At 67.1% G+C, this 13617-nt stretch carries 13 protein-coding genes; 6 read left to right on the top strand and 7 right to left on the bottom strand.

Features of this window, described 5'->3' with window-relative positions; genetic code table 11:
- The first annotated feature begins 113 nt into the window (after nucleotides 1-113).
- Nucleotides 114-1064 carry a LysR family transcriptional regulator gene (locus tag EV650_RS16500; protein ID WP_134119628.1) on the top strand — a complete coding sequence of 317 codons (951 nt, stop codon included), beginning with the start codon at nucleotides 114-116 and terminating at the stop codon, nucleotides 1062-1064.
- Nucleotides 1065-1117: 53 nt separating this feature from the next.
- The gene (locus tag EV650_RS16495) at nucleotides 1118-2149 is read left to right on the top strand and encodes an alpha/beta fold hydrolase (RefSeq protein WP_134119627.1); all 1032 of its coding nucleotides are present in this window, start codon (nucleotides 1118-1120) and stop codon (nucleotides 2147-2149) included.
- 7 nt (nucleotides 2150-2156) lie between these two features.
- Here the strand turns inward: EV650_RS16495 and EV650_RS16490 are convergent, their stop codons facing one another.
- The 5 genes from EV650_RS16490 to EV650_RS16470 are packed head-to-tail and all read right to left on the bottom strand — an operon-like array spanning nucleotide 2157 to nucleotide 7757.
- The gene (locus tag EV650_RS16490) at nucleotides 2157-3515 is read right to left on the bottom strand and encodes a lyase family protein (RefSeq protein ID WP_166678158.1); all 1359 of its coding nucleotides are present in this window, start codon (nucleotides 3513-3515) and stop codon (nucleotides 2157-2159) included.
- Entirely contained in the window at nucleotides 3512-4651 is a 1140-nt protein-coding gene (locus tag EV650_RS16485; protein ID WP_134119625.1) for a mandelate racemase/muconate lactonizing enzyme family protein, read from the bottom strand. Before EV650_RS16485 ends, EV650_RS16490 begins: the two co-directional genes overlap by 4 nt.
- A 3-nt stretch (nucleotides 4652-4654) precedes the next feature.
- Complete coding sequence (locus EV650_RS16480; RefSeq protein WP_134119624.1) at nucleotides 4655-5515, bottom strand: carbohydrate ABC transporter permease; 861 nt, start codon at nucleotides 5513-5515, stop codon at nucleotides 4655-4657.
- Nucleotides 5512-6450, bottom strand: coding sequence for a carbohydrate ABC transporter permease (locus tag EV650_RS16475; protein ID WP_134119623.1), 939 nt, complete (start codon nucleotides 6448-6450; stop codon nucleotides 5512-5514). The genes EV650_RS16480 and EV650_RS16475 overlap by 4 nt, the downstream gene beginning before the upstream one ends.
- The gene (locus EV650_RS16470) at nucleotides 6450-7757 is read right to left on the bottom strand and encodes an extracellular solute-binding protein (protein WP_134119622.1); all 1308 of its coding nucleotides are present in this window, start codon (nucleotides 7755-7757) and stop codon (nucleotides 6450-6452) included. The genes EV650_RS16475 and EV650_RS16470 overlap by 1 nt, the downstream gene beginning before the upstream one ends.
- A gap of 213 nt (nucleotides 7758-7970) precedes the next feature.
- Here EV650_RS16470 and EV650_RS16465 point away from each other — a divergent pair, with 213 nt between their 5' ends.
- Together EV650_RS16465 and EV650_RS16460 are read left to right on the top strand one after the other, a co-directional pair.
- Complete coding sequence (locus EV650_RS16465; protein WP_134119621.1) at nucleotides 7971-9005, top strand: LacI family DNA-binding transcriptional regulator; 1035 nt, start codon at nucleotides 7971-7973, stop codon at nucleotides 9003-9005.
- 61 nt (nucleotides 9006-9066) lie between these two features.
- A complete protein-coding gene (locus tag EV650_RS16460; protein ID WP_134119620.1) occupies nucleotides 9067-10080 on the top strand; it encodes an aldo/keto reductase in 1014 nt (337 codons plus the stop codon).
- A gap of 45 nt (nucleotides 10081-10125) precedes the next feature.
- Here the strand turns inward: EV650_RS16460 and EV650_RS16455 are convergent, their stop codons facing one another.
- A complete protein-coding gene (locus EV650_RS16455; protein WP_134119619.1) occupies nucleotides 10126-11064 on the bottom strand; it encodes an NADP-dependent oxidoreductase in 939 nt (312 codons plus the stop codon).
- Between the two features lie 88 nt (nucleotides 11065-11152).
- On the opposite strand from EV650_RS16455, the gene EV650_RS16450 reads away from it, so the two are divergent.
- Complete coding sequence (locus EV650_RS16450; protein ID WP_134119618.1) at nucleotides 11153-11656, top strand: MarR family winged helix-turn-helix transcriptional regulator; 504 nt, start codon at nucleotides 11153-11155, stop codon at nucleotides 11654-11656.
- A gap of 1 nt (nucleotide 11657) precedes the next feature.
- Here EV650_RS16450 and EV650_RS16445 read toward each other — a convergent pair whose 3' ends face one another.
- On the bottom strand, nucleotides 11658-11852 hold the full coding sequence (locus EV650_RS16445; protein ID WP_134119617.1) for a hypothetical protein: 195 nt from the start codon (nucleotides 11850-11852) through the stop codon (nucleotides 11658-11660).
- Between the two features lie 176 nt (nucleotides 11853-12028).
- Between EV650_RS16445 and EV650_RS16440 the strand changes: the two genes are divergently transcribed.
- Nucleotides 12029-13579: a Na+/H+ antiporter gene (locus EV650_RS16440; RefSeq protein ID WP_134119616.1), complete on the top strand. Its 1551-nt coding sequence runs from the start codon at nucleotides 12029-12031 to the stop codon at nucleotides 13577-13579.
- Nucleotides 13580-13617: the final 38 nt, after the last annotated feature.

Genomic DNA, 13617 nt, shown 5'->3' with positions numbered 1-13617 from the left:
TGTAGGTGTCTGGGTCCGACTCCCAATCAACCTCGGCCGGAGCGGCCCCAACAGGGGTACGGCGGCAGCGGGCTCAGATACTCTCGATCCGCTCAGCAGATGGAGGTTCGGGCATGGAGCTGCGCCAGCTACGCCATTTCATCGCCCTCGCGGAGGAGCGCAGCGTGACCGCGGCGGCCCGTCGCGAGCTGATCGTGCAATCCGGGCTGTCGAACTCGCTGCAGTCCCTGGAACGCGAGCTGGGCACCGAGCTGTACATCCGCGGCACCCGGCCGGTCCGGCTCACCGCCACCGGGGAGGCCCTGGTCGGGCCGGCGCGCGAGGCGTTGCGTGCCGCGGAGACCGCCCGTCGCGCGGTGCAGGAGACCCGGGACGTGCTCGTTGGCCGGCTCCGCCTCGGCATCGCCCTCTCGGCGCAGTACCTCGTACCGTTCGCGGCGTACCTCGGTGAGTTCCTGCGCGACCACCCCGGCGTCGACGTCCGGATGCGCGGCACCGCCGCGCTCGACATGCTCGACATGGTGGAGAACGGCGAGCTCGACTGCGCCATCGGACCGGCTCTGGAGCAGCGCGGCCGGCTGCGCCTGACCTCGCTGGCCAGCGAGCCGCTCGCGTTGACCTGTCGCAGCGATCACGAACTTGCCCGCCGCGACCACGTGACGGTTGCCGACCTCGACGGCGAGCGGTTTGTCGACGTACCCCCGGGCTGGACCGCGCGGCTGCTGTGCGATGCCCTGTTCGCCGGGGCAGGAATCACGCGGCGGATCGTCGCGGAGGCCGGCGACTGGGAGGTCCTGCTGGAGATGATCGCCGCCGGCGCCGGCATCGGATTCACCCCGGTAGGCCTGCAGTACAAGGTCCTGACCGACCCCGACACCCCGCTGCGTCACGTCCAAGTCGACGGCGCCCAACTGGACCGCCACCTCTACCTGATCCTCCCGCCCCACGCCGAAACCAGCCCCGCGGCCGCCGCCTTCGCCACCGGCATGCTGGCCCAGCACAGCTCCGAGAGAGATGGAAACCATCTCATCCAGGCCCGCGACGAAGGCTATCGGCCTTCCTGAGCAGGAGGTTCTCATCGAGTGGAAGCACTATTCACTCGATGAAAGGTTTGGAAATGAAGCTCACCCGCGCTGCGCGTCTGAAGAGCGCGCGTCCACTTGTCACCATCATCGCGGCGGTCGCCGGCGTCGCCGGGCTGCTCATCGCAGCCGGATCCGCTCAGGCCCGGCCCGCCTCGGGCGGCGCTGCCCAAACGGCCGAACGCGGCTGTTCGCTCAACCCGTCACCTCCGGCCGGCTTCGTCGAGCGCAAGGTCAAGGTCAACGGCATCGGCATCAACTACGTGCGCGGCGGTCACGGGCCGACCCTGCTCCTGCTGCACGGCTACCCGCAGACCTGGTACACGTGGGACCGCGTCCTGCCTGCACTCGCCGAGCACTACACGGTCGTCGCGCCCGACCTGCCGGGCGCCGGGCTGAGCGATGCTCCGGCCTCCTCCGCCACCTATACGAAGAAGGCCATGGCCGCCGACATCTACGCGCTCATGGTCAAGCTCGGCCTCAGCCACAACCTCAGGGTCGTCGGCCACGACATCGGCACCACAGTCGCCTATCCGTACGCCGCAGCCCATCGCGACGACGTCGTGAAACTCGTGCTCAGCGAGGCCCCGATCCCGGACCCGACCATCTACACGTTCCCCTCGCTGACGCCGAACGGTCCCGGGCTGTGGTGGTTCGGCCTGTTCGCCGAGAAGAACGGCCTGGCCGAGGACCTGATGACCGGCCGGGAGCTGCAGTGGGTGACCGACTTCATGCCGCTGAGCGAGGTGGTCAAGGGCGCCCTCACCCCATGCGACCTGAAGATCTACGCGCATGCCCTCGCACAACCTGGACACTTGCGGGCAAGCATCCAGTGGTTCGCCACCCTGCCCCAAGACGTCAAGGACAACGCCGTCTACCAGCAGACCAAGCTCACCATGCCGGTCCTCGCGATCGGTGCCTCAGGCAACCTCGGCACCCGTGAGGCCACCTGGGTCAGCCAGTACGCCGATAACGTGACCGGCCTGGTCATCCCGAACTCCGGCCACTGGCTCTACCAAGAACACCCCACCGAACTCACCAACATCCTCCTACAGTTCCTGCGCTAACTGGTGCTCAAGTGGTTGTCCAGGGACGTTGGTCGTCGGCGCCTGTCATGGTTTTGGGGTCGCACCATTGCCAGAACTGCTCACGAGGGATGCCGTGGCGGGCGGCGACGACATCGACCGGATCTCCTGTGGACAGGGCCTCCTCGGTGATCTTGGCGGCTGCGTGGTGGCCGATGTGTGGCGTCAGAGCCGTGGTGAGCATGACGCTCGACCGTACGTTCTCGGGTCCGACCTCGGTGGCCGCGATGCCGCGTACACATTGCTGGGTGAAGTTGCCGGTGGCCGACGAGAGCAGGTCGACCGATTCGAGAAAGGCCTCGATGGCCGCCGGCATCATCACGTTCAGCTGCAGGATGCTGCCTGATTGGGCGAACGTGATCACCGCGTCGTTGCCGACGACGCGGGCCGCGGCCATCGTGACCGCCTCGATCACCGACGGCGGCACCTTGCCGGGCATGATGCTGCTCGACACCCGGACGTCGGGAACCTGCAGTTCCCCCAGTCCGGCGCGGGGTCCGGTGGCGAGCAGACGGATGTCGCAGGCAACCTTGTTCAAGGACAGTGCGGCGGTCCGGACTGCCGCGTGGGCGGACATCGTGCTGTCCAGCGTGCTCTGCGCCCAGAAGTGGTTGGTTGCCTCGGTCAACGAAAGGTCCAGGCGGCCGGACAGCAGTTCGCAGGTGCGGGAGGCGAATCCATCCGCTGCTCCGACTCCGGTGCCGACCGCGGTACCGCCGAGCGGTAGAACACGCAGTTCGTCCGAAGCACGTTCGATGCGTGTCACGGCTCCGTCGACCTGGCCGGCCCAGCCCCAGAATTCCTGGCCGAGTCGCATCGGCGTGGCGTCCTGAAGATGGGTACGGGCGATCTTCAGGACGGGCCAGAACTCGTCGGCCTTGACCATCAACGCGGCCGACAATTCCCGCAGTACCGGAAGCAGACGGTCCCGTTGCGCCCGCAGGAACGCGATCCGCATGGCCGAAGGCACCACGTCGTTCGAGGACTGGCCGCGATTGACGTGTTCGTGCGGGAGGACCTCCAGTCCGGACGCGGTGGCCGCGATCGAAGCGATGACCTCGTTGACATTCATGTTGCTCGACGTCGCCGAGCCGGTCTGGTAGACGTCGACGGGGAACTGGTCGGCGTGCTTGCCGGCCAGTACTTCGTCGCAGGCTGCCACGATCGCACTCGTCCGGTCGGCGTCCAGGAGTCCGAGTTCGGCGTTGGTGAGGGCCGCCGCGCGTTTGATCTCGACAATGCAGTGGATGAAGAGCTCGGGCATCTGGCGGCCGGTGATCGGGAAGGCGCGCAGGGCGTGATTCGTCGCCTCTCCCCACAGCGGTCGCGGCCCGTCGAACTCGCTCACTCGAGCCCCGTCACGTGGCGTTCGGCCTTCTCCAGGAACGAGGGGAGGATCTCCACTCCCCACCCCGGTGTGTCGTCCAGGGTGATGTAGCCGTCCTGTACCGATGGAATCGGGCCGTAGACCTCGGAGGAGACCCCGGCCAGCCGTGGCTCTTTGCTCGAAGAGGCTGAAACGCTGCCGGGTGGTTCCACACTCCATTCCTGGAACTGCGTGCAGGCGGGCGAGGCCATCACCAGGTGTGCGGTGAAGATCTTGATCAGGGAGTGTCCGGAGCTGTGCGGCGTACACGGGATGCCGTTCAGGTCGGCCAGTTGGGCGACCTGCCGGGCTCGGGTCATGCCGCCGACGTAGCAGACGTCGGGCTGGATCACGTCCACCAGCCGCTCGGCGATCATCCGCCTGATGATCTCCAGCGACCACTCCTGCTCCCCGGCGCCGATCGGGAGATCGAGGTGATCGGCGACGTACTTCATGTTGTCGAGCTCCCAGCAGGGATTCGGCTCCTCGAGATGGAAGACGCCGTACTCCTCGAGTTTCCGGCCGACCTGGACGGCGCCGCCGGGGGAGTACGCGCCGTTGGCGTCGGCGCTGAGCCAGAAGTCGTCGCCGAAGTGTTTCCGCATGGCCGGCACGAGCGCGGCGGTTCGCCCCTCCCAGAGTTCGGCGTCGCGGCCGTTCCTGATCCCGATCTTGACCTTCGCGCACCGCAGTCCGTACTTCTCGACCGCATCCGCGATCCGGCCGACTTCCTCGTCAACGGGGATCTCCCGACTCATGCTCGATGCATAGACCGGGACACGATCACGTACGGCGCCGCCAAGCAGCTTGTACACCGGTTGTCCGGTGGCGCGTCCCTGCAGATCCCAGATCGCGGTGTCGACGCCGCTGATGGCACGGAACAGAAAGCCACCGAGGTACTTGTACTCGGCGCGCACCGTTTCGTCGACGAGTGCGGCCAGCTCCCAGGGGTCGCGACCGAGGAAGTGCCGGGCCACCAGTCGGTGCAGCACCTGTTCGGTGATCTCTGGCACCGACGGAGCGGTCTGGCCGTAACCGATCAGTCCGTCGTCGGTGGTCACGCGCACCACGCACAAGGTGCCACTGACGAAGGTCTCGATCTTGGTGATGATCGACATCGACTATCCCTTCATTCCGGAGAGTGTGATCCCCATGACGAAGTACCGCTGGGCAAGGATGAAGACGGCGAACACGGGAACGATCGTGATCGTCGCGGCGGCCATCAACGCGGCGGTGTTGGTGAACTCCAGACCGCGGAACAGCGCGAGGGCGACCGGGACCGTCTGAAGCCGCTGCGAGTTGACGAAGATCAGCGGACCGAGCAGGTCGTTCCAGGAGTCGACGAACGTGAACAGCGCGACCGTGGCGAGGGCCGGTGTCCCGAGCGGGAGCATGATCCGGGAGAAGATCGTGAAGACGCCGGCGCCGTCGATGCGCGCCGCTTCCTCCAGTTCCTTGGGGATTCCGAGGAAGAACTGTCTCATCAGGAACGTGCCGAAGACAGGTGTGAAGGCGCGCGGCACCCAGAGCGGATAGTGGGTGTCCACCCAGCCCCAGTCGCGGAACACGGCGTACTGCGGAATCAGGTAGACGATGCCGGGGACCAGGGCGGAGCCGAGCACGACCAGGAAGAGCAGGTCGCGGCCGGGGAAGTCCAGACGGGCGAACGCGAATCCTGCCAGTGATGCCACCGCCAGGAGGAACACCACGTTCAGGAAGGCGAGTTCGACGCTGTTCCACAGGTACCGCGGCAGGATGTGCAGCGCGGCCGCGTAGTTCGTCAGCGTCGGATGGGCCGGGAAGATCGCGGACGGATGGGTGACCGTGTCGGGCCCGGACTTGAACGACGTACCGATCATCCAGAGCAGCGGGAACAGGAATCCCAGCGCGAGGACGGTCAGCATCGCGTAGTACATGGTCCGCGTGAAGCGCGGATTCGCGAGCAGGCGGGTTGCGGCCCCACCCTCGATGGTCGCATTCATTCGTAGAACACCCAGGCTCTCTGCAGCCGCCACTGGACAACCGTGAGGGCTCCGATGATGAGGAACAGCAACCAGGACATCGCCGACGCGTAGCCGAGCTGGCCCGACCCGAAGGCGACGTTGAACAAGCGGGTCAGGTACATGTCGGTGTCGTGGCCGGGGCCGCCGTGAGTCATCACGTAGACGATCCCGAAGACCTGGAAACTGACGACGAACTGGCTGATGGTGACGAAGAACAACGACGGCGTCAGCAGCGGCAGCGTGATGTACCGGAACCGCCGGAAGCGGCCGGCGCCGTCGATGGCCGCCGCCTCGTTCACCGACTCCGAGATCGCCTGGATGCCGGCGATCAGCACGATCATCGGATAGCCCAGGCTCTGCCAGACGCTGGCGATGATAACCGCGACCAACGCCCACGGGGACGTGACCAGCCAGTCCGGGCCGTGGATCCCGACCGCGCCGAGGACGGTGTTGAGTACGCCGTCCCGGCCGGAGTACAGCCGGAACCACACGACGGCGACGGCAGCCGAGTTGGCGACGTACGGTACGAAGAACGCCAGCCGGTACACCACCATCGACCGTCTGGGTGAACTGATCAACGCGGCCAGCACGAGCGACAGCACCACGGTCAGCGGAATCGCACCGAGCATGAACAGGAACGTGTTGCGCACGACCTGGTGGAACAGCGCGTCCTTGGTGATGAGCTTGGTGTAGTTGTCCAGGCCGACCCAGTGCTTTGGCGTCAACCCGTCCCACTTGGTGAAGGACGCGTAGATCGTCAGCAGCATCGGATACAGGTGGAAGACGCCCAGGCCGATCATCAACGGAGCGACGAACAGGTACCCGACCAGGGACCGGCGGGGCCGCCGCGTCTTCCTCTCGCTGACTCCCAGGCGCCGATCCACAGGTGGTCGTGCCGTCTCGACAGTCGTCATTACTGATCGATCGTCGAGAGGACGTCCGGCTTCACCTTCGGCAGTACGTCGGACGCCTTGGCCTGGCAGTTCTTCACCGGGTCGAGCGCCGGCCGGTAGATGCCGATGGCATCTTCGATGTTCTCGACCCGTCCGGACCGGAACGAGTGGTCAGCAGCGCCGAGAATGAGGGAAGCACTCGCCGGCGGCTTGCCCGCAACGGGCTTCCCGGCCAGCTGAGCGGACGACTTGAGGCCCGGTACGAACGCTCCGGCCTTGGCGAACTGGTCAGCGCCCTTGGCAGTGGTCAAGTACTGCAGGAGCTTCCAGGCGGCGTCCTTGTTCGCGGCGGCCTTCGGGATCGCGAACACGAGCTGGTTGCCCTGGGTGATCTGGTCGGCCGAACCGGCCGGCACCGGGGCGACGTCCCAGTCGAAACCCTTCGCGTTGGTGCGGAAGTAGTCGACGAAGCTGGACGCGCGCTCGATCATTCCGATCTGGCCGGCGGCGAACATCTCCGCGCCCTTCCCGGTCTGGGACAGCTCCGACCAGGCCGGCTGTACGCCGTACTTGCAGGTCAGGTCCGCGACCCATTGGACAGCTTCCTGGCCGGGAGGATCGGCGAGCGCGAAGCCCTTGCCGTCCTTGGTCCATCGGCCTTCGCCGCCGTTGTTGACGGAGTACAGCGTTTCGAAGGCGGAGTCGTCGACGACGTCGGCGCCCCAGCGCTTGTCCTTGATTGTCAGCTTCTGCGCGGCTTTGACGAAGTCGTCCCAGGTCCAGCCCTTGCCGGACCAGGTGGTCGGCGGAGTCGGTACGCCGGCCTCCTTGAACATCTTCTTGTTGTAGAAGATCACGCGGGGCTGGATACCGAGGCTCCAGGCGGGGATCGATCCGTCCGCCTGGACGGTGCTGTTGTAGACCGAGTCGTAGTAGTCGCCGGACTTCATCCCCGCGGACGAAATGTCGTCCTTCAGATCCTGCAGTTTGCCGGTGGAGGCGTAGTACGGCAGGAAGTCGTCGTCGATGCGCATGATGTCGGGCGGGTTGTTCGACCCCAGCACGGTGCGCGTCTTGGGCCAGTAGTCGCTGCCGGAGGCGGCGAACTGGTACTCCACTTGGATGCCGGTGTCGGCGGTGAACTGCTTCAGCACCGGTTCGAGGGGCGAACCCTGCAGCGCCTCCCAGTTCATCAGTACGACTTTCTGTGGGCCGGAGGCGTTCCCGGCGGACTGTGACTCGGCCTTCGAACAGCCGGCCAGCGCGATCAACGTTGCGGCGGCCGCAGCGGCCAGCACACGCGTCCGCGTCCCAATGGCGATGGACATCGCGAGTCTCCTTCAACTGGACTCTCGGTTTGGGAACCGTGATCAATCGATTGACCAGAGGTCGATCCTGTTGCTAAGTGTGTGGTCAATCGATTTAATGGAGACCGTAAACGGGTGAGCGCACCGCCGTCAAGAGGTACCGGACGCTGGATTCCGAGGTGCTCGGTCCCTGAGCTGCGATACTGCGCACTCGCTGAGAAGGGGGAGGGACTCATGGCTGACGAGGTCCGGACCGGAGTACCGCGCCGTGGGCCGACCATCTCCGATGTCGCGTCCCGGGCCGGCGTCGACCGCGCGGTTGTCTCGCGGATCCTGAACGACGACCCGCGACTGCGGATCAAGCCGAGCACCAGGGAACGGGTTCTCGCCGTGGTCGCCGAGTTGGGATACCAGCCCAACGCCGCGGCCCGCAGCCTTCGCACGGCCCGCACCCGGACCATCGCACTCCTCGTCCCCGACTTCGAGAACCCGGCGTACGGCCAGATCATCAAGGGCGCCGAGACCGCGGCGACGAAGGCCGACTCGGCGCTGCTGACCGCGTCGATGGAGCTCGGCGAGGAGAGTTTCGAGCACTACGCCAAGCAGCTCGGCAACGGCCGGGTCGACGGTCTGCTGCTGGCCGGCGGTGGCATCACCGGCACCCGCGAAGAACACCTCGACCGGCTGGGGCCGCCGTGGCTCTGCGTCAACCGCACCGGGCCGGGCAAGCGTCGCTACGTGGTGCTCGACGACGAGCGCGCCACCGAACTCGCGGTGTCACATCTGCTCGAGCTCGGCCACACCAGAGTGGCTTTCCTGAGCGGTCCAGCTGACAGCGATACGGCCGAACGACGCCGGCTCGGCTACATCGCGGCCATGGAGGCCGCGAATCTCGATCCCGGATTCGTTGCCCACGGCGACTACACGGCCGACGGCGGAGCGGCCGGTATGCAACAGATTCTCGCCGCGAAGCGACGCCATACCGCTGTCCTGGTCGCCAACGTCGCGTCGGCGGTCGGCGCGCTGTACGCCGCACGTCAAGCCGGCGTACACGTCCCGGACGACATGTCGGTGATCTCGATCCACGATCTCTCCATCGCGGCCTTCCTCGACCCGCCGCTCACCACCGTCCGAATGTCCCTGTCCGGCCTCGGCGCCCGGGCGGTCGACCTGTTGCTGACCCGACCGCGCAACGAAGAGATCCGCGAGGTCCTCGAACAACCCATCGACCTGATCATCCGCGAGTCGACGGCACCCCCCAGGCGATAAGAACGTGACCGGGATGTGAGACTGCCGACGGCTGTCAGCTGACGGGTGTGAACCTTGGGGCATGAGCTATCGGGCGGCTGACGGGCGGTACGAGCGGCTGGAGTATCGGCGGGCGGGTGATTCCGGGCTGGACCTGCCGGCGTTGTCGCTCGGGTTGTGGCAGAAGTTCGGTCGCGACTACCCGTTCGCGACGCAGCGCGAGATCTTGCTGCACGCCTTCGACCTGGGCATCACGCATTTCGACAACGCCAACCGATACGGGCCGCCGCATCGGGCCGCCGAGCAGGTGTTCGGACAGGTGCTCCGGACCGACCTGGCGCCGTACCGGGACGAACTCGTCCTGACCACGAAGGCCGGTAACCCGATCGGTCCGAGCCCTTATCTCAAAGGCGGTTCGCGCAAGTCGCTGCTCGTCTCGCTCGAGCGTAGCCTGCGGGATCTCGGCACCGAGTACGTCGACATCTTCTACCATCACCGGCCGGATCCGTCGACGCCGCTGGACGAGACCGTCGGTGCGTTGGCGAGCGCGGTCCAGCAGGGCAAGGCGTTGTACGTCGGTATCTCGAACTACCCGGCGGAGCGCGCGCACGAGGTCGCCGACCTGCTGCGGGCGGCCGGCGTACCGCTGCTGGTTCACCAGCCGCGGTACTCGATCTTCGACCGAACTCCGGAGACGAGCGGGCTGCTGAAGCTCGCCGCCGAGGACGGGTTCGGACTGGTTGCCTACAGCCCCCTTGCGCAGGGCTTGCTGACCGACAAGTACCTCGACGGCAGGATCCCGGCCGGTGCCAGAGCCGCTGCCAGCGCGTTCCTGTCGCCGGATCAGCTCGACGACGTCTACCGCGAACGCGCCACCGCGCTCAACGATCTCGCCCGGGAACGCGGCCAGTCCTTGGCCCAGCTCGCCTTGCAATGGGTACTGCGTCAGCCGCAGGTGACAACCGCACTGATCGGTGCAAGCTCCACCGCCCAACTCGACCACAACCTCGCCGCCCTCAACTTCCCACCCCTCACCGACGAAGAACTGACCCACATCGACCACCACGGCATCCACGGAACCGGCCAGCGCGTCTGACTAGTCGGTCCGCACCGACCTCCGGTTGTGGAGCGTGGGGGGTCGTCAGACGGCGGGTGGGATGGCGACGACCTTGCCGTGGATCTCTCCGGCGTCGGCCTGCTGGTGGATCGCGGGCAGGTCGCTCAGCGGCACGCGGCGGGCGATCTCGACGTGGAGGTCGCCGCTGTCGATGAGCGCGACGAGGTTTGAGAGCACCTCCGCGTCGGGGTGGACGAAGATCGTTGCCGCGCGCACCTTTCGCTCATCGTCGCCGGGCGTGGTCACGGTTGGTGTCGTGGAGACGACGACGCCGCCATCACGGACCCGTGTGACCAGGGTGGTGAACCCGTCCGGGCTGATCGGGGTCAGGTTGAGCAGCACATCGACGGGCTCGGTGACCGCGTCGAGCACCGACGTGGCCGTGTGGTCGATGATCTCGTCCGCACCGGCGGCCTTGACGATCTCGCTGCTGCGAGGGCTCGCGGTGGCGATGACGTGCGCACCTGCCCGCTTGGCCAGCTGCACGGCGTACCCGCCCACCGGGCCGCCGGCACCGTTGATCAGCACCCGCTGGCCGGCCTTGAGTTCGCCGGCCTCGAAGAGTGCTTGCGAGGCGGTGAGTCCGACCGACGGCAGCCCGGCAGCGTCGGCAAGCGGGATGCGCACGGGAGCCTTCACCAGCGCGCTCGCCGGGGCGACGACGTACTGCGCTGCCGAGCCGTCAGCGTTCATCGGGATGAACCCGATGACGTTCTCACCTACAGCCAGGCCGTCCACCCCCTCGCCGAGCGCGTCGATCGTGCCGGAGACGTCGTACCCCGGAACGTGCGGCAGCGTCATCGGGATCGGAATGAATCCGCCACGGATCCCGCCGTCGGCCGGGTTGAACGCCGATCCGGCGACCTGGATGCGCACCTCGCCCGCTCCGGGGACCGGCTGGTCGGCGTCCTCGTAGCGCAGAACCTCCGGGCCGCCCGTTGCGTGGAACCGTACTGCCTTCATCGCGAACTCCCTCTCAAGTAGTGCTTCGAATTCGAAGCACCTGAGAACGATAACACTGCTTCAAAATCGAAGCAACTATGATGTCGGGATGGCCGAAGAGGAGACCCTGCCCCCGCTTGACCCCGCCGGCCTCGGTGCGTACTTCGCGCTGATCGAGGTGAGCAGTCTGTTGCGCCATACCGTCGAGCAGCAGCTCCTCGACGCCGGAGACCTCAGTTATGTGCAGTTCCAGCTGCTGGCCACGCTCGGGGACGCACCGGACGGAAGTCGTCGCATGACCGAGCTGGCGGACGGCGTCGTGTACAGCCGCAGCGGCCTCACCTACCAGGTGGGTCTACTCGAGAAGGCCGGGCTCGTCACGCGCGGCCCGTCCGCGGACGACGATCGGGGCGTCACCGTGTCGATCACCGAGGCCGGCCGGGATGTGCTCGCTAAGGTGTTCCCCGGGCACATCGACGTACTGCGGCAGCTGTTCTTGGCCCCGCTCGCGCGCAAGGACATCGAGAGCCTGGCCCGCATCCTCACCGACGTCCGCGACCACATGCGCACCGTTCCGCCCCGATCGGCGAAACCACGCCGAAAAAGCGGCTGACTCAAAGGGAGGGTCGGCCATCCCCGCCCGGTAAGGGATCCGGTGCGAACTGGTCCAGCAGCTCGTCGTCGCGTCGTACCGCTCCCGGGCCGTGGACCGGCGGCCCGAGCACAATCGCCAGCAGGCCGCGCAGCCGACGGACCAGGTCCGCGGCGTACGGGTCCGTCCCGGCCGGGTACCGGCAGCGTCGTCGCATCACAGATCTCCTCCCCTCCAAGGAGCTATCGGAACCTCGTCGTACGCCGTTACACCCGGAGTCCCCGGTTCGGGGTTGATAGGGTCGCGGTGGTGTGCCGGGAAGCCTGGTCGGCGTGGGGTTGAGATTCGCTGCTGTCGGTAGCGACCCCAGGAAGAGGTCAGGGGGTGCCTGCGGTGTCAGCTGTGGGAGTCATCCTTTTCCTGGTCGTGCTGGCTACGGCGGTCGCCACGGGCGCCCGTCGATGGCGGATCCCGGCCCCGTCGCTGCTGGTGCTCGCGGGCCTGGTGGTGGCGCTGGTGCCTGGCGCTCCGGAGCTGCACATCACACCGGAGATCATCGGCCTGGTGGTCCTGCCACCACTGCTGTACGCCGCTGCGGAAGAGCTCTCGCTGCGTGACCTTCGGACGGTTTGGCGACCTGTCACAGTCCTGGCGGTGGGTCTGGTCCTGGCGTCCGCCGCGGCCGTCGGTGCCGTAGCGGCGGCTGTCACCCCGCTGCCCGCTTCGATGGCGTTCGTCCTGGGTGCCGTGCTGGCCAGTACCGACCCGGTCGCGGTCACGGCGCTCGGCCGCAAGCTCGCGTTACCCGGCCGGGTGCAGACGTTGGTGCACGCCGAGAGCCTGTTCAACGACGCCACCTCGCTGGTGCTGTTCAAGGTCGCCGTTGCCGTCGCTATCGCCGGTGGCACAGTCAGCTGGCAGGCGGCTGGTGGTCAGTTTTTCCTGCTGGCCGGCGGCGGCATCGTGATCGGCGCGGGGATCGCCGGCGTCGTGGCGCTGATCCAGCGTCGTACGACGGATCCCGTGCTGGAGACCGTGATCGCCCTGGTCACGCCGTACGCGGTGTATGTCCTCGCCGACGGTGCGCACACCTCCGGGGTGACCGCGGTCGTCGTCGCCGGCGTGATCCTCGGCGGAACCCGGCACCGCCTCACCGACGCCCGCATCCGTCTCCAACTGAACGCCGTGTACGCCGTCGTGATCTTCCTGCTGGAAAGCGTGGTCTTCAGCGTCATCGGCCTCGAACTCCCCGCCTTGGTCCGCGACCTGCCCAGTGGCACCGATCTGTGGCCCCTCCAGGCGCTGGCGGTCGCCGTCACGCTCATCGGCCTGCGCGTGCTGTGGATGCTGCCCCTGTCGATCGCGCTCAAGCCCACTAATCGCCGCGTCTCGTGGCGGGTGGCAACCGTCGTCTCGTGGGCCGGCACGCGTGGCGTGCTGCCGCTGGCAGCCGCCCTGTCGATCCCGCTCGCCGCCAAGGACGGCAGTCGCTTGCCGGACCGTGCCCTGGTACTCGTCCTCACCACCGCGGTCGTCATCTTCACCCTGGTGGTCCAAGGCCTGACGCTGGCGCCACTGGTTGCTCGTTCCGGGCTCGTCCTCGAGCCGGAGCACACCGCCCGTGAAGAGGCGAGCGCCCGCGACGCCCTCGCCCGCGCTGTGCTCGCGCACGTCGATCAACTCACTGGCCTCGAGACCAGCTCGGACGTTGCCCTCGACCGTCTACGCCGCAACTACCTCGCCCGCCTGCAGCGAGACGACGGAGGTCCTGACGAAAGCGCGTTCCCCCCTTCGGCGTACTACCGGTTGCGCCGCGAAGCCATCACCCTCCAGACCGCCGAACTACGCCGCCTGTACGACGAACACCAAATCAGCGACGCCACCCGCCGCCAACTCCAACACGAACTAGACCTAGAGGAAACCGGCCTCCCCGACACCCGCTGAGGTGCCAGTCGCTACCTTCAGCCCTGGTACACCGGACC

It is taken from the genome of Kribbella kalugense, assembly GCF_004365875.1.
In the GTDB taxonomy this organism is placed as follows: Bacteria; Actinomycetota; Actinomycetes; order Propionibacteriales; family Kribbellaceae; genus Kribbella; species Kribbella kalugense.
Note: the sequence above shows the minus strand (reverse complement) of the source record. Positions and strands in the feature narration are given on the sequence as shown.